The 15,326-nt window shown below is 63.4% G+C and carries 13 protein-coding genes; 5 read left to right on the top strand and 8 right to left on the bottom strand.

Annotated elements, in window-relative coordinates; genetic code table 11:
* Nucleotides 1–14: 14 nt before the first annotated feature.
* Nucleotides 15–1,166 carry a ribonuclease D gene (rnd, locus tag JN279_RS25955; protein ID WP_096456917.1) on the bottom strand — a complete coding sequence of 384 codons (1,152 nt, stop codon included), beginning with the start codon at nt 1,164–1,166 and terminating at the stop codon, nt 15–17.
* A gap of 75 nt (nt 1,167–1,241) precedes the next feature.
* A complete protein-coding gene (locus tag JN279_RS25950; RefSeq protein WP_202350620.1) occupies nt 1,242–2,486 on the bottom strand; it encodes an MFS transporter in 1,245 nt (414 codons plus the stop codon).
* A 185-nt stretch (nt 2,487–2,671) separates the two neighbouring features.
* On the opposite strand from JN279_RS25950, the gene JN279_RS25945 reads away from it, so the two are divergent.
* Nucleotides 2,672–2,827, top strand: coding sequence for a hypothetical protein (locus JN279_RS25945; protein ID WP_202350619.1), 156 nt, complete (start codon nt 2,672–2,674; stop codon nt 2,825–2,827).
* 33 nt (nt 2,828–2,860) lie between these two features.
* Here JN279_RS25945 and JN279_RS25940 read toward each other — a convergent pair whose 3' ends face one another.
* The 4 genes from JN279_RS25940 to JN279_RS25925 all read right to left on the bottom strand — a co-directional run bounded on the left by JN279_RS25940 (nt 2,861) and on the right by JN279_RS25925 (nt 7,355).
* Entirely contained in the window at nt 2,861–3,868 is a 1,008-nt protein-coding gene (locus JN279_RS25940; RefSeq protein WP_244734756.1) for a LacI family DNA-binding transcriptional regulator, read from the bottom strand.
* A gap of 149 nt (nt 3,869–4,017) precedes the next feature.
* Entirely contained in the window at nt 4,018–5,031 is a 1,014-nt protein-coding gene (locus tag JN279_RS25935) for a zinc-dependent alcohol dehydrogenase family protein (protein ID WP_202350617.1), read from the bottom strand.
* A gap of 31 nt (nt 5,032–5,062) precedes the next feature.
* Entirely contained in the window at nt 5,063–5,833 is a 771-nt protein-coding gene (locus tag JN279_RS25930) for an L-iditol 2-dehydrogenase (protein WP_202350616.1), read from the bottom strand.
* Between the two features lie 202 nt (nt 5,834–6,035).
* On the bottom strand, nt 6,036–7,355 hold the full coding sequence (locus JN279_RS25925) for an ABC transporter substrate-binding protein (protein WP_202350615.1): 1,320 nt from the start codon (nt 7,353–7,355) through the stop codon (nt 6,036–6,038).
* Nucleotides 7,356–7,656: 301 nt separating this feature from the next.
* On the opposite strand from JN279_RS25925, the gene JN279_RS25920 reads away from it, so the two are divergent.
* Both JN279_RS25920 and JN279_RS25915 read left to right on the top strand, forming a co-directional pair.
* Nucleotides 7,657–8,637, top strand: a complete 981-nt coding sequence (locus tag JN279_RS25920) for a tagatose kinase (protein WP_202350614.1) — start codon at nt 7,657–7,659, stop codon at nt 8,635–8,637.
* Nucleotides 8,637–9,917 carry a D-tagatose-bisphosphate aldolase, class II, non-catalytic subunit gene (locus JN279_RS25915; protein ID WP_202353799.1) on the top strand — a complete coding sequence of 427 codons (1,281 nt, stop codon included), beginning with the start codon at nt 8,637–8,639 and terminating at the stop codon, nt 9,915–9,917. The genes JN279_RS25920 and JN279_RS25915 overlap by 1 nt, the downstream gene beginning before the upstream one ends.
* Nucleotides 9,918–9,961: 44 nt before the next feature.
* Here JN279_RS25915 and JN279_RS25910 read toward each other — a convergent pair whose 3' ends face one another.
* Nucleotides 9,962–11,194 (bottom strand): MFS transporter, encoded by a 1,233-nt coding sequence (locus JN279_RS25910; RefSeq protein ID WP_202350613.1) that lies wholly within the window; start codon nt 11,192–11,194, stop codon nt 9,962–9,964.
* Between the two features lie 112 nt (nt 11,195–11,306).
* On the opposite strand from JN279_RS25910, the gene JN279_RS25905 reads away from it, so the two are divergent.
* Together JN279_RS25905 and aspS are read left to right on the top strand one after the other, a co-directional pair.
* Nucleotides 11,307–12,065, top strand: coding sequence for a DeoR/GlpR family DNA-binding transcription regulator (locus JN279_RS25905; protein ID WP_202350612.1), 759 nt, complete (start codon nt 11,307–11,309; stop codon nt 12,063–12,065).
* A 138-nt stretch (nt 12,066–12,203) separates the two neighbouring features.
* Complete coding sequence (gene aspS, locus JN279_RS25900; RefSeq protein WP_202353798.1) at nt 12,204–13,994, top strand: aspartate--tRNA ligase; 1,791 nt, start codon at nt 12,204–12,206, stop codon at nt 13,992–13,994.
* Nucleotides 13,995–14,111: 117 nt separating this feature from the next.
* Here aspS and JN279_RS25895 read toward each other — a convergent pair whose 3' ends face one another.
* On the bottom strand, nt 14,112–15,302 hold the full coding sequence (locus tag JN279_RS25895) for a hypothetical protein (RefSeq protein ID WP_202350611.1): 1,191 nt from the start codon (nt 15,300–15,302) through the stop codon (nt 14,112–14,114).
* Between the last annotated feature and the right edge of the window lie 24 nt (nt 15,303–15,326).

Genomic DNA, 15,326 nt, shown 5'->3' with positions numbered 1-15,326 from the left:
GGATAGGGCAGAAGCTACAAATCGAACAACGCTATTTTTCGCTTGTCGAATTTTATCCCGATCTCACCGCGCACCAGCTTCAGTGCCGCCTCGCCGAAGACGGCGCGACGCCATCCCTGCAGTGCCGGCACATCGGCATCCTCGCCCTCGGCCGCGATGCGGTCGATGTCGTCGCTGGAGGCCAGCACCTTCGAGGCTACGCCCTGCTTTTCGGCGACGATCCGCAGCAGCACCTTCAACAGTTCCGCCGCGGCGCTTGAGCCTTCCGGTGGCTGGAAATTCTTCGGCAGCTTCGGCATCTGCTCCTTGGGCAGGGCAAGTGCGGCATTGACTGCTCCAAGCAGGGCCGTCGCCGTCGAGGAGCGCTCCCAGCCTTTTGGCGTGGTGCGCAGCTTGCCGAGGGCCGCCGCATCGCGCGGCGCCTGCTGCGCCACTTCGTAGATCGCGTCGTCCTTGAGCACACGGCCGCGCGGCACGTCGCGCTCGCGCGCCTCGCGCTCGCGCCATGCCGCCACGGCCTGCACGATCGCCAGTTCCTGCGGCTTGCGCAGCCGCATCTTCAGCCGCTTCCAGGCGTCCTCGGGGTGTGGATCATAGGTCTCGCGCGAGGTCAGGACGTCCATTTCCTCATTCAGCCAGTGGGCGCGGTTTTCCCGTGCCAGCTCGGCGCTCAAATGCTGATAGACCTCGATCAGATGGGTAACGTCGGCTAGCGCGTAATCGAGCTGCTTGTCGGACAGCGGCCGGTGGCGCCAGTCGGTGAAGCGTGAAGACTTGTCGAGCCGCGCTCCGGTGATGCGCTGCACGAGCTGGTCGTAGGAAACGCTGTCGCCGAAGCCGCAGACCATTGCCGCGACCTGTGTATCGAACACCGGGTGCGGAACCAGATCGCCGAGATGGACGATGATTTCGATGTCCTGCCGGGCGGCATGGAAGACTTTCACCACCGCCTCGTTGGCCATCAGCCTGAAGAAGGGCGCCAGGTTGATGTCAGGCGACAGCGGATCGATCAGCGCCGTCACGCCAGGGGCGGCCATCTGGATCAGGCACAGGATTGGCCAGAAGGTCGTTTCGCGGATGAATTCGGTGTCGACGGTGACGAAATCCGACTTTTCGAAAGCGGCGAGAACGGTCTCGAGTTCTTTCTGGGTGGTGATGACGTGCATCAAATCGCTTTTGGCAGGAGTAAGGTCTTCCTAGATTTCAGCCGGGAAGGCTTTCGTCAAGCTTTGGCGCCTCGGTCATGTGCTTCCCGGGTCATCGGAATCGCCATTCCGCCTGGCCAGGCGCGCGAAAATGGTCGAAGTGCGCAACAGCGCTGTGAAGCGGCTGCGCTTGCCCACGGGCACGCCGGACCGCGCCTGCATGCGGTAGAGGATGACGGCGATGAAGATCGCATAGACGGTGGCGCTGAACACGAACAGCGCGCTCGGCCCGAAATATTGCATCGCAGTCGAGGCGGCGAACGGCCCGCCAATGGCGCCGAAGGAGTAGAACAACATCAGCGCCGCGTTGATCAGCACGAACTCGCCCGTGTCGGCGCGGTCGTTGGAGTGCGCCGCCGACAAGGAATAGAGCGGCATGGCGAAACAGCCGAAGATGAAGATGATAACGAAATTGAGCAGCGGATTGCTGCCGGCGATGAACGCCAGCGCCAAAGCGGAAAGCATCGCGCAGCAGGTCGTCAGCAACAACACCCGGCGCCGGTCCCAGCGGTCTGAGAGGTAGCCGAGCGGATACTGGATGATGGCGCCGCCAAAGATGCCGACGCTGACGAAGGTGACGACATCGGCAACCGACATGCCGATCTGTTCGGCATAGACCGGCGACAGCGTGCGAAAGGCGCTGTTGGTGACGCCGACGGCAATGCAGCCGAAGCAGCCGAGCGGGGAAATGCGCCAGACGCGCGCCAGGTCGAGCTTGACCTCCTCCGGCGGCGTCGGGTTGGAGCGGTCGCCGAGCGAAACCGGCACCAGCGACAGCGTGATCATGATCGACATGATGGCGAAGATGGTGAAGCCGCCGGCGCCGAAGACCGGGATCAGGAACTGGGCAGATGTCACCGAGCCGGTATCGACCATCCGGTAGATCGCCAGCACGCGGGCGCGGTCCTTGTTGGTGACGCCGGAATTCAGCCAGCTTTCGACGATGGTGAACAGCCCGGCGAAGCAGAAGCCGCCGGCAAAGCGCACCGCGCACCACATCACCGGATCGAGGACCAGCACCAAAAGCAGAGTGCCGACCGAGGCGATCGCGGCAAGTGCTGAAAACGCCCTGATATGGCCGACCGCCTTCATGATGCGGGTGATGGCCAGGCAGCCGAGCAGGAAGCCGGCGAAATAGAAGGTGCCCATCAGGCCGATGTCGGAAGCGGGAAACCCTTCCTGCGCACCGCGCAGTGCGATCAGCGTGCCCTGCAGCCCATTACCGCCGAGCAGGATGCCTGCGGCGAGAAGGAGCGGGATCAGCGGGCGGATGGAGGACATCAAGAAGCAATCACGGATCAGTGATCCTTCTTGAACCATCCCTCCCATCAATGCCAGCAGCAATTCCCCGCACCAACAGGATGATCGGTATATCCGCCTGAATTTGATTTCAGGAAGGCCGGGGCTCCCGATGTCTAGAGCCGAACCCTGCTCCTGATGCGATCGCTATTCCGGCGAGGACCGCGATGAGCCCGACAATCAGTTTCGCGCTCACCTGCTCGCCCAGGAAGACGACACCGAAGATCGATGCCGTGACCGGGTTGACGGCAACGGAGACGGCAACCAGTGTCGTGGTCGATCACCTCGCACAGCGCCTACGGTTGTCGGCCATGGGTTCGTAGGGATGTGATTGCCTTCAAGGTTGCCGAGAGCGCTCAGGCCGAGCTTCGCAGCATGAGTTCGGCGTTGAGCAGGATGCGCCCGCTGCCTGGTTTGGCCGAGGATTCTTCGTCCAGCCTTTCCAGCAGAAGTTCGATGGCCAGGCGGCCGATCTCATTGTAGTTTTGCGCAACGGTCGTGATCGGCGGGCAGGCGTAGCGCGACAGCGGATGGTCATCATGTCCCGCGACCCGCATATCGCAGTCGGATCCGTGGCCCACCTTCAGGCCCAGTTGATAGGCGGCCGCGATGACGCCGAAGGCAACACGGTCATTGGCGCAAAGCACTGTCTTGGTGGCAAAGCCCTCCGCCTTCAGGATGCGAAGCGCTTCATCATAGCCGAACTTCTCGAAATCCCATGACCGCGCATCAGTGACGGGCACGATTTCAGGCGTCATCTTGAACTGGTGCATGGCCTCGACATAGGCATCCTGCCGGGCCGAAGCGTTGTTGTTGACGAGCGGCATGGCGAAGTAGCAGGGCGGCTCGCCGGACCGGCAGAGATAGTCGACGATCAGCCGGAAACTCTGCCTGTTGTCGGTGCCGACGAACGAGGAGGTCTCGTCAAGCGGCGAGTCGACATAGATCAGCGGGATGCTTGATCCGAGTTCTGCGAGTATCCGGTGATGGGATTGCACGCCGAGCGGCGCGATGATGGCGCCGGCAATGTTCATCGACCTGAATGTCTGGATCGCCTGGTCCTCCATTTCGGCGTGCCCGTCGGAAGACAGCACAAATGCCAGGAAACCGGCTTCATTGGCGATCGTTTCGATGCGACGCGTCAGCGCCATGTAGAACGGATCCGTCGAATTCGGAATGATGACGCCGAGAATGTTGCTGCGGCGGCGGTTGAGATTGACGGCGAACATGCTTGGCCGGAAGCCTGACTTCTTTTGCGCGGCCTCGATCACGGTTCGGGTGTTTTTCCGCACTGAGCCGGGATCGTTGAAATATTTGGAAACGGTGGTGCGAGACAGGCCGACAAAGGCTGAGAAGTCCTCCATCGTCCTTATCGTCTTTGCCATCCGTGGGCTCCTTGTTCGAAATGCCGTCGTCACTGTCTACTTGAGTCACCTTTTGGCGGAAAGGACAAGGAATAGGCTTTCCAAGTGGGGAATCTGCCTGCGGCCCCAGGCGCGGCTGTTCTTCGAAATTAGGACTCCGCTGAAAACTGTACTTTCATCGTCGCCGGGTCGCCGCTGCTCTTGCCGAAGAAAGGCAACAGTTCGGACAGTGGCAGCTGGTGGCTGACAAGCCGCGCCATCGTGCCGTCGTCGCGCTTGAGGATATCGAGCGCCTGCGGGATGTTGCGGTTGAGCGAATGCGATCCCGCCAGTCTGATCTGCCGGCGGAAGATCTCGAACGGGGCAATCGAGATCCTGGCATCGGGCGCACAGACGCCGAAGACCAGGGCCGTGCCACCATCGGCGGTGAAGCCGATCATGCTTTCGACCACCTTGGCGACACCGGTGGCATCGGCGACGAAATCGAAGCCGCGCGCCCGCGTCGACAGTGCCTGCGATCCGGATACCAACGGTTCCAGTCCGAGAGCCTCGGCGAAGGCAAGGCGCTGTTCGCTGATATCGGCGACCGCCACGCTTGCGACCCCCTTGGCCTTGAGCGACAGCGCCATGAGCAGGCCGATCGGCCCGGCGCCGAAGACCAGCGCATTGCCGGGCACGTGCTTGCCGGCCTCGACGCCTGCGGCACCGAGGCCGTTGAGCACGCAGGCGAGCGGTTCGGCCAATGCAGCCGTATCGAAGGCGAGATCGCCGATGCCGTGCAGATGATCGACGGCCACGAGGCTGAACTCGGCGAAGCCACCATTCTCGGTCACGCCATAGGCCTTCAAAGAGGCGCACAGATTGGTCAGGCCCTTCCGGCAGGCGGGGCAGTGGCCGCACGGTATGTTGGGATCGACGGCGACCCGGTCGCCGGGCTTCACCGCCACGACATCGTCGGCGACCGCCTCGACAGTGCCGGCATATTCATGACCGGGGACCAGCGGAAACGCGCCCACGCCATAGCGGCCATGCAGCACCTCGATGTCGGTGTGGCAAAGTCCGGCCGCGCGGACGCGGACCAAAGCGTGGCCGGCTTTCATGCGGGGCATTTCGAGGTCCGCCATGCCGGCGACGCCGGCCGCGGCAAATCGTATGGCCTTCATGTCAGTCTCCCTTGACCTTGGGCTGCGAGCCTCAGCTCATCCAGTTGCCGCCGTCGACATTATAGGTCTGTGCCAGGATGTAGTCGCTGTCGGAGGAGGCCAGGAACACGGCCAGCCCGGCAATATCCTCGGGGTTCGCGAAACGGCCGATCGGGACGGACTTTGCCACCGCAGCCTTCTTTTCTCCCGGCTTCAGGCCCTCCCAGCGGGCAAAGTGGGCGTCGACGACATCCCAGTGCTCGCCGTCGACGACGCCGGGCGCAATGGCGTTGACGTTGATGCCATGCTTGACGAGCGCCAGTGCCGCGGACTGCGTCGCCGAGATGATCGCTGCCTTGGAGGCGCAGTATAGCAGCACCAGCGCCTCGCCGCGGCGACCGGCCTGGCTGGCCATGTTGATGATCTTGCCGCCGCGGCCGCGTTTGATCATCAGATTGGCCACCGCCTTCATCACGAACAGCGGTCCCTTGAGATTGATGTCGAAGACCTTGTCGTAGCTTGCCTCGGTGATATCGGTGATCGGCGCCATGTCGAAGATGGCGGCGTTGTTGACCAGGATATCGATGCCGCCGAATTCCTTGTCGACTTGCGCCGCGACGCTCTCGATCACGGCGAGATCGGTGACGTCGAGCTTTTTGGCGCTGGCCTGCGGGCCGATCCCCGCCGCCGCCTTGGTCGCGCGCTCGATGTCGATGTCGGCGATCACCACACGCGCGCCCTCGCGCACGAAGGCCTCAGCGAAGCCAAGGCCGATGCCGCGCGCGCCGCCTGTGATCAGGGCTGTCTTATTCTCTAGCTTCATTCAAGGGTTCCAACTCTTCGCGATTTCGAAATTTGGTCGGGAGGAATGCAATCCCTCCTCCTTCGAGGAACGCACGGATCCACCTTTTGCTCACCAAGACGGATCCGCGCATCCTCCGGCCAACCGCGAGGGAGTTCCGCGGCGAGCCGGATGGCCGAGAGGCGGCGCACGTTCCGCATCCCGGCTTGTTGTCGGGGCTCGGCTACTTGATGTAACCCGCCTCCTTCATCGTGTTCTCGACAGAGGTCTGGGCGCCGTTGAGTACATCGTCGACCGACTTCTGGCCGGTCACCGCGGCCGCGATCGCCTGACCGACCTCGGTGCCGATGCCCTGGAATTCGGGGATGGCGACGAACTGGATACCGGTATAGGGGACCGGATCCTTGGTCTGCTTGGTTGGATCGGCGGATTCGATCGCGGCAAGCACCGTCGCGGCGAAAGGTGCGGCCTTCTGGTAGTCCGGGCTGGCATAGGTGGACTTGCGGGTTCCTGGCGGCGCCGCGACCCAGCCCTCGGTCTCACCGACGCGCTGGACATAAGCTTTCGAAGTCGCCCATTTGACGAAGGATTTTGCTGCATCCGCTTTCTTCGTCGAGGCCGGAATGGCGAGGCTCCATGCCCAGCCCCAGGCCGAACCGTTTGGCGTGACCGCCACCGGCGCCTTGGCGAAGGCAACCTTGTCGGCGACCTTGCTTTGCTTCGGATCATAGACGCGACCCGCCGCCGACGTGGCATCGATCCACATGGCGCAATGGCCGGAGGCGAACAAGGTCTGGTTCTCATTGAAGCCGTTGGAGCTTATTCCCGGAGGACCATCCTTCTTCATCGTATCGACATACCAGCCGATCGCCTTCTTCCACGCGTCGGAATTGATCTGCGGCTTCCAGTCCATGTCGAACCAGCGGCCGCCAAACGTGTTCACCAGCGTGCCGACAAAGGCCATGTTCTCGCCCCAGCCCGGCTTGCCGCGCAGGCACAGGCCGTATTGTTCCTTCGACTTGTCGGTGAGCTTGTCGGCGAATTCCGTGATCTGGTCGTAGGTGGGCTGCTCCGGCATCTTCAGGCCGGCGGCGTCGAACAGATCCTTGCGATAGAGCGTGAACGAGCTTTCGGCGTAGAAGGGGACGGCATAGAGCTTGCCGTCGACGGTCAGGCCGCTGCGCACCGGAGCGATCAGGTCGTCATAGTCGTAATCGTCGCCGAGATCGTTGAGCGATGTCAGCCAGCCGCTCTTGCCCCAGATCGGGGTCTCATAGCCGCCGATCGTCAGCACGTCGAACTGGCCGCCCTTTGTGGCGATGTCGGTGGTGACCCGCTCGCGCAGGACGTTTTCCTCGAGCACCACCCAGTTGACCTTGTTACCGGTCGCCTTCTCCCATTCCGGCGACAGCTTCTGCATGATGATCATGTCACCATTGTTGACCGTCGCAACCGTGATCTCCTCGGATAGGGCGGCACTGGCCGCCAGTGCCGAAGCGGCGGCCGACAGGCCAAGAATTCCGATACGCTTACCTCTTAGCATTTCGTCTCCTCCTTTACGAATGCGCATGTGTAAGTGAACATGCGTATACATTTTATTGCGCTACAGGAAAGCCAAGTCAAGCGTGTCGTCGTCTGATGCTGGCGTCATGCCTTCGTCCTACGCTTGAGGCTTCGCCATCCGGGACGACGAAGAAAGCCGCATGCGCAGTAAAATAAGTGGACGTGCGTGCAGTTTCTATTGACTTCAACCTTGCCGCAATTTACCTCCGCTGCGGACAGGCGCTATCGTGCAGTCGGCGCGCCGTGACCGGCGCGCGGCTGGGGAGAAGGAATTGCAGGAAATGAACCGCCGAAGGGAGATCGCCTCCCAATCCACGGGGCCGACGATAGTCGCCGGCGAAATCCTGGTCGAGATCATGGCGACGGAGCGGGGTGTCGGCTTCCTCGAGCCGCTGACGCTGATAGGCCCCTATCCGAGCGGGGCGCCGGCCATCTTCATCGACCAGGTGGCAAGGCTCGGCGGCGGCGCCGGCCTCATCGGCTGCGTCGGCCGCGACGATTTTGGAACCATCAATTTGGAAAGGCTGAGGCGCGACGGCGTCGACGTTTCGGCCGTTGATGTCAGCGACCGCTACCCGACCGGAAGCGCGTTCGTGCGCTACAGGCCGGACGGCGGCCGGGACTTCGTCTACAACATCGCCGAATCCGCCGCCGGGCAGATCCGGCTCACCGCCGAGGCGCGCCAACTGGCGGACAAAGCAGGCCATCTGCATGTCATGGGGTCGACCCTGTCCGTATCCGGGCTGAAGGAGATCGTCGCCTATGCCTTAAAGGCGGTGCGGGCGCGGGGTGGCTCGACCTCCTTCGATCCGAATGTGCGCAAGGAGCTGATCGACGGCGCCGACGGCGCACAATTTTCCGCGCTGGTCGACGACGCGGACCTGCTGCTGCCTTCCGGCGACGAGCTGCTTGCCGCGGCGGGTGTCGATGACGAACGCGAGGCGGTGACGGCGCTGATCGCCAGAGGCGTCGGCGAGATTGTGCTGAAGCGCGGCGCTGCCGGTTCCACCCGTTTCGGCGCCGATGGCAGCAGGATCGACTGTGCCGGCTTCCTGGTGGAGGAAGTCGACCCCACCGGGGCCGGCGACTGTTTCGGCGCGACCTATCTAACCTGCCGGCGCAAGGGGATGGAGCCTGCCAAGGCGCTGTTTTATGCCAATGCCGCCGGCGCCCGCAACGTGACGCGGCGTGGGCCCATGGAGGGCCTTGCCGGCTTCGACGTGCTTGACGATTTCATTGCCGGGACACAGAGGGCGACATGATGGCCAATCCGCTCGCAGCTCTCGCCACCGCGCGCAAAAACGGTTCGCCTTACGGCATCACCTCGATCTGCTCGGCCCATCCGCTGGTGATCCAGACGGCGATCAGGCGTGCCGTCGCCGACAAGGAAGCCACGTTGCTGATCGAGGCAACCTGCAACCAGGTCAACCAGTTCGGCGGCTACACCGGCATGACCCCGGACCTGTTCGTCGCCTTCGTGCTGGAGATCGCCAGCAGGGAAGGTCTGGACCCCCAGCGCATCATCTTCGGCGGTGACCATCTCGGACCAAACCCGTGGCGCACTGAGCCGGCCGCACAAGCGATGAGCAAGGCCGAGGCCATGGTCACTGCTTACGTCTGGGCCGGTTTCAGCAAGATCCATCTCGACGCCTCGATGGGTTGTGCCGGCGAGCCGGCGGCGCTGGATGACGAGACCATTGCGACCCGGGCGGCGCGACTGGCCAAGGCGGCTGAAAAGGCGGCGCTCGCGCGCGGTGGCGCATTGCCGGTCTACATCATCGGCACCGAAGTTCCGGCCCCGGGCGGCGTCGATCACGCAATCAGCGAGCTCAAACCCACCGAGGCGGCGGCGGCGCGCCGCACCATCGAGGTTCATCGCGAAATCTTTGCCCGCGAGGGTCTGGCGGAAGCGTTTGGCCGCGTCATTGCAGTGGTCGTGCAGCCCGGCGTCGAGTTCGGCAGCCAGAACGTCGTCGCCTACAGGCCGGAGGCGTCGAAAACACTGACCGGACTGCTCGATGAAGAGCCGTCGCTCGTCTATGAGGCGCATTCCACCGACTACCAAAGCCGTGCGGCGCTGACCGCGCTTGTCGGCAACGGCTTTCCGATCCTTAAAGTCGGTCCGGGTCTGACCTTTGCCTTGCGCGAGGCGCTTTACGGGCTTGACCTGATCGCCAGCGAAATGATCGCGGACTATGGCGACAGGTCGCTAGCCCGCACGATGGAGCGCGTGATGCTGGCGGCACCCGGCCATTGGCACAGCCACTATCATGGTGATGAAGCGCGCCTCCATCTGCAGCGGCATTACAGCTATAGCGACCGCATTCGCTACTACTGGACCAACCCCGCCGCCGGCCTTGCCGTCGGCCGTCTGCAGGAGGCGCTCAACGGCGTCGGCATTCCCGAAACGCTGATGCGGCAGTTCGTGCCGATGGTGCCGGCCAGGCTCGGGCCGGCGGGAGATCCCAACGCCATCCTTCACGACGCGATCGGCCAGGTGCTGGCCGACTATGACGCGGCTTGCCGTGGGCACGCCGCCTGAGTCCTTTTGCCCGTCCTCTCGTCGCCTTCACGAGGGAGGCGCCATCACCCCTCTGCTGCCCGCGCCAGTACTTTGTCCCGAGTCGGTTCGGACGGCTCGCTCGCCGGCGCGGCGGGCTTGTCGGCGGCGGGCCGCCGGCCAAGCGATCCCGCGGTCAGCAGGCTGAGGATGATGAACGGTATGCCGATGCCAAAGGCCGAGCGGATGCCCCAATGGTCGGAGACGAAGCCGAGCAGCGGCGGGCCGAGCAGGAAGGCGACGAAGGAGATCTGCGACAGCGCCGCGACATTGATCGCCGCCGGCCGGTCCGTCCGCTGGGCGGCGGCCGAGATCGCCAGCGGGAAGAGGGCGCTGGTGCCGATCCCCAGAAGCGCAAAGCCCAGCATGGAAACGAACGGCATGGGCGAGAAGAAGACAAGCATCACGCCCGCCGCCATCATCGCCAGCAGCACCCGCGCCACGCCGCTCGGCGAATGGCGATCAACGAAACTGTCGGCGAAGAAGCGCGTGGTTGCCTGGGAAAAGGCGAACAGCGCCACGGTGAAGCCGGCGACGAAGGGACCTGACTCGAACACTGTGCGCATATAGATCGCCGACCAGTCGATGCTGGCGCCTTCCATCAGCATCGCCGAGAGCGTCACCGCGACGAGGACCAGGATCGGCAATGTCGGCCGCGCCAGCACGGGTGCCTTCTCGCCGGTGCCGGCGAAGCGGCTCGGCGCCGGCTGGTAGCCGCCGAGGAACAGCGCCATCGAGATCGCGACGATCGGCACGATCAGCGCCAGATGCAGTTGCGGCGATATGCCGAGATGCGCAAGTGCGGCGCCGAACAGGCCGGCACCGAAAAAGCCGATGCTCCAGAACGAATGCGCGCGGTTCATGATGCGGCGCTTGACCAGGAATTCGGTCCGGTCGGCCTCGACATTGAGCATGATCTCGACGCTGCCGATCATCAGGCCGACCGGAAAGAGCATCAGGAACAGCGCCAGCGGCCCCGGCGCGTGCGCCGCGATCGCATAGGCAAGCGCCAGCAGCGGGACCAAAGCGAGCAGCGCGCGGCGGAAGCCGACGCGCTCGAGCAGCGGCGTTGCCAATGACAGCGCCGTCAAGGTGCCGATCGGCGTTCCGATCAGGGCAAGGCCGAGCGTGCCGTCGCCGATGCCCATGGCGTGCTTGATGTCGGGCAGCCGCGGAAAAATGTTGCCCATGGCGAAGGAATAGATCGCGAACCCAGCATAGACGCGGTGTTGCGGGGCAAGGCTGAGGCCAAAGGTCATGGCGATGCTTTCAGGGCAAGAGATCTGGCGGTGATCACCGCCTGGTACGCGTACATCTTGCATAAACATGCAAATCATGCAAGAACGTGCATGAAGAAAACAGGATCATGCAATGCTTACCGATGAACGGCATCAAATCATCCGCGATCGCCTTGCGGCCGAGGGAAGGGTGCTGGCCGGCGAGTTGGCGGGCCGCTTCGGCGTTTCGGAGGACACGGTGCGCCGTGACCTCAGGGAACTGGCGAAAGCCGGGCACTGTCGCCGGGTCTATGGCGGCGCGGTTGCGGCGGCGCCTTTCGCGACAACGCCAGTCGGCCTGCGCGCCAGCCATGCGGTCGAAGAAAAGGCGCAGCTGGCTCGCGCGACCGTGGCATTGCTCGCGCGCGGACAGACTTTGTTTATCGACAGCGGCACCACCAATGCTGCGATAGCCAGGGCCATTCCGCGCGACCTCGATCTGACCGTCGCCACCAATTCGCTCGAAGTTGCCTCGGTCTTGTCAGGCCACGCCCTGATCGAGTTGATTGTGCTGGGCGGCAGGTTCGACCGCCACCTCGGTGCTTGCGTCGGTGCCGACACGCTGGCCGCCGTCGCGCAGCTTGGCGCGGACCTGTTCATTCTGGGCTCCTGCGGTCTCGATGCCTCGCGGGGCGTGACGGCTTTCGATTCGGCTGAAGCCGAGGTGAAACGGGCCATGGCCAGGAACAGCGCCGGCATCGTCATCGCCGTCACCAATGACAAGCTCGCCACCGCGGCGCCGTACCGCGTCGCCGGAGCCGAGGCGATCCGCCATCTGGTGGTCGAGAAGACGGCATCGCCCGTGATCCTTGCCGATTTCGAACGCCAGGGCGCCGAAATCCACTTCGCTTGAACACTTGGCGGCACGCCGGGCGTCGGGATCGCCTGCTTGCCTTGACAAAGCCGGTCTCTCATGCGCTTTTCGCGCAAATTTTGGGCCGGGCTTGATGCTTTGGCCTGCCACCCAGCGCCCCGGACTTTACCAATGACAATGCACCGTTACCGCAGCCATACCTGTGCCCAGTTGAGAAAGAGCGATGTCGGCTCTTCCGTTCGCCTGTCGGGCTGGGTACATCGCGTGCGCGACCATGGCGGCCTGCTCTTCATCGATCTGCGCGACCATTACGGCCTGACCCAGATCGTCGCCGATCCCGATTCGCCGGCCTTCAAGGTCGCCGAGACCGTGCGCGGTGAATGGGTCATCCGCGTCGATGGCGAGGTCAAGGCGCGTTTGCCCGAGACCACCAACGCCAATTTGCCGACCGGCGAGATCGAGATTTTCGCCCGTGAGATCGAGGTGCTGTCGGCGGCCAAGGAATTGCCGCTGCCGGTGTTCGGCGAGCCGGACTATCCCGAGGATATCAGGCTGAAGTACCGCTTCCTCGATCTGCGCCGCGACACGCTGCACAAGAACATCGTGGCGCGCACGAAGATCATTGCCGAGATGCGCAAGCGCATGACCGATGTCGGCTTCACCGAATTCTCGACGCCGATCCTGACGGCTTCGTCGCCGGAAGGCGCGCGCGACTTCCTGGTGCCGTCGCGCATCCACCCCGGCACCTTCTACGCGCTGCCGCAGGCGCCGCAGCAATACAAGCAATTGATCATGGTGTCGGGCTTCGACCGCTATTTCCAGATCGCGCCCTGCTTCCGCGACGAGGATCCGCGCGCCGACCGTCTGCCAGGCGAGTTCTACCAGCTCGACCTCGAAATGAGTTTTGTCGAACAGGACGATGTGCTCAATACGATGGAGCCTGTCCTCCGCGGGGTCTTCGAGGCCTTCGCCAACGGCAAGCCGGTGACGCAGAAATTCCAGCGCATTCCCTATGATGTCGCCATGCGCAAATACGGCTCCGACAAGCCGGACCTGCGCAACCCGATCGAGATGCAGGCCGTCTCCGACCATTTTCGCGATTCCGGCTTCAAGGTGTTCGCCAACATCCTGGCCAACGACCCGAAGGCCGAAGTGTGGGGCATTCCGGCCAAGACCGGCGGCAGCCGTGCCTTCTGCGACCGCATGAACTCATGGGCGCAAGGCGAGGGCCAGCCGGGCTTGGGCTACATCTTCTGGCGCAAGGAAGGCGAAAAACTCGAAGGCGCCGGCCCTCTCGCCAAGAACATCGGCGAGGAGCGCACCGAGGCGATCCGCCAGCAACTCGGCCTGACCGATGGCGACGCCGCCTTCTTCGTCGCGGGTGATCCGAAGAAGTTCGTGTCCTTCGCGGGCGCCGCGCGCACGCGTGCCGGCGAGGAGCTGAACCTCGTCGACCGCGAGCGTTTCGAATTGTGCTGGATCGTCGACTTCCCGTTTTTCGAATGGAACGAGGAGGAGAAGAAGATCGACTTCGCCCACAACCCGTTCTCGATGCCGCAAGGCGGCATCGATGCGCTGAACGGCGAGGATCTGCTCGGCATCAAGGCGTTCCAGTACGACATGGTCTGTAACGGTTTCGAGATCGCCTCAGGCGGCATCCGCAACCATCTGCCCGAAACCATGGTCATGGCGTTCGAGACGGTCGGGCTGGATCGCGCCACGGTGGAAGAGCGTTTCGGTGGCCTCTACCGCGCCTTCCAGTATGGCGCGCCGCCGCATGGCGGCATGGCAGCCGGCGTCGACCGCGTCGTCATGCTCTTGGTCGGCGCCAAGAACCTGCGCGAGATCACCATGTTCCCGATGAACCAGCAGGCCTATGATCTGCTGATGAACGCGCCGTCGGAAGCCTCGCCGCAGCAGCTTCGCGAACTGGCGCTGCGCGTTGCACCGACCAAGAAGGACGGCTGATCGCGCGTTTTCGGCGGTACTTTAAAAAACCGGCAGAACCGGCTGTTTCGACTCGATAATCCCACAAAAAAGCCCGGCATCGCTGCCGGGCTTTTTCTTGGTCTTGAGGCCGTTCGATTAGTCTTCGTTCGCCTTGACGCTGACGCCAAGCGTCTTCGGCAGGTCGAGCGGGTTGGACATGGCGCCCGCCATGATCAGCGCGAACGGCACCGATGCCGGCGGTTCGGCCGAGATTTCGAGGCTCTTCGGATCGTCGAGATATTTGCTGACCGCAGCCGTCACTTGTGCCGTCAGTTCCGGGTTGTTGAGCTGCGCCATGCCGAACGGCACGATCGCCTTGGCCTGGTTGGCGATGTCCTTGGCCGACATGCCTTGCTGCTTGCCGACATAGTCCAGCACCTTGCCGGTCAGCGAATCGTCGTCGAAGCGGATCGAGGCGCTGTTGAAGGAAAGCTGCTGCAACAGGCCGAGCATGGCCATGCCTTGCGCCGAATTGTCGGCGCCTTCCGGCTGCGCGGCCATCTTCTTCTGCATTTCCTGCAGCGACTTGATGAAGTCCATCGTGTAGCCGCCGAGGTCGAAGGTCATGCCGAGCGTGCCGGCATTCTCGACGGAGATGTCGTATTTCGACAGCTCCATCTTGCCGTCCGAAGGCTGCCAGTTGCCGGCCATCTCAAAATTGCCGGAGATGTTCTGGTAGCCGAGCGCGTCGATAACTTCCTTGGACTTGGGATCGTCGACCAGCGACAGATCGGCGGTGAACTTTTCCGTGTTGCCGGTGAATTCCATCGCCTTGCCGTCCGCGGGCGGCGTGATCTGGATAGCAAGCCCATCCATCGAGAAGGCGGTCTTGTCGGCGACCTTGACCGTCATGTTGGAGAGTTCAGCCGATTTGTACATCATCAGCGAGCCCAGCGGGCCGGTGGCGCCATCGGCCGGAACGGTCATGTCGTGGATGACGAAGGGGCTGAGATTGAGGGTGACGCCGTCCTTGCTGTGTTCGAAGGCCGAGGTCGAGACGGTGCCGATGTCGAAGCCGCCATTGGCCGCGGTCACGTTCTCGAGCTTGACGTCGCCGATGGAGAGGGCTTCCTTTTCCGCCGCCGGCTTGATGGCGACGCCCTGCAGCACCATGCTGGTGTTGTCGCCGGTGACGCCGGTCCAGGAGATGTCGACGCCCTGGGCTGCCAGCGCCGCCTTAAGCCGGTCGGCAACCGCGGCATCCTGGGCAAGGGCCGCATTCAGCGGCAGGGTGAACAAGAAGGTCGAAAGAGCGAATTTCCGGAGAGTTGAGCGTTTGATTGTCATCGCAAGGTCCCTGAGAGTGTCCTG

The organism is Mesorhizobium sp. 113-1-2 (assembly GCF_016756475.1).
Lineage (GTDB): Bacteria > Pseudomonadota > Alphaproteobacteria > Rhizobiales > Rhizobiaceae > Mesorhizobium > Mesorhizobium loti_C.
Note: the sequence above shows the minus strand (reverse complement) of the source record. Positions and strands in the feature narration are given on the sequence as shown.

Bases quoted from the DNA above. Each gene is read 5' to 3' on its own strand.
- JN279_RS25940 (WP_244734756.1), bottom strand. From the start codon at position 3,868: ATGGAGGACTTCTCAGCCTTTGTCGGCCTGTCTCGCACCACCGTTTCC.
- JN279_RS25930 (WP_202350616.1), bottom strand. From the start codon at position 5,833: ATGAAGCTAGAGAATAAGACAGCCCTGATCACAGGCGGCGCGCGCGGC.
- JN279_RS25915 (WP_202353799.1), top strand. From the start codon at position 8,637: ATGGCCAATCCGCTCGCAGCTCTCGCCACCGCGCGCAAAAACGGTTCG.
- JN279_RS25950 (WP_202350620.1), bottom strand. From the start codon at position 2,486: ATGTCCTCCATCCGCCCGCTGATCCCGCTCCTTCTCGCCGCAGGCATC.
- JN279_RS25905 (WP_202350612.1), top strand. From the start codon at position 11,307: ATGCTTACCGATGAACGGCATCAAATCATCCGCGATCGCCTTGCGGCC.
- JN279_RS25945 (WP_202350619.1), top strand. From the start codon at position 2,672: ATGAGCCCGACAATCAGTTTCGCGCTCACCTGCTCGCCCAGGAAGACG.
- aspS (WP_202353798.1), top strand. From the start codon at position 12,204: ATGCACCGTTACCGCAGCCATACCTGTGCCCAGTTGAGAAAGAGCGAT.
- rnd (WP_096456917.1), bottom strand. From the start codon at position 1,166: ATGCACGTCATCACCACCCAGAAAGAACTCGAGACCGTTCTCGCCGCT.
- JN279_RS25895 (WP_202350611.1), bottom strand. From the start codon at position 15,302: ATGACAATCAAACGCTCAACTCTCCGGAAATTCGCTCTTTCGACCTTC.
- JN279_RS25925 (WP_202350615.1), bottom strand. From the start codon at position 7,355: ATGCTAAGAGGTAAGCGTATCGGAATTCTTGGCCTGTCGGCCGCCGCT.
- JN279_RS25910 (WP_202350613.1), bottom strand. From the start codon at position 11,194: ATGACCTTTGGCCTCAGCCTTGCCCCGCAACACCGCGTCTATGCTGGG.
- JN279_RS25920 (WP_202350614.1), top strand. From the start codon at position 7,657: ATGAACCGCCGAAGGGAGATCGCCTCCCAATCCACGGGGCCGACGATA.
- JN279_RS25935 (WP_202350617.1), bottom strand. From the start codon at position 5,031: ATGAAGGCCATACGATTTGCCGCGGCCGGCGTCGCCGGCATGGCGGAC.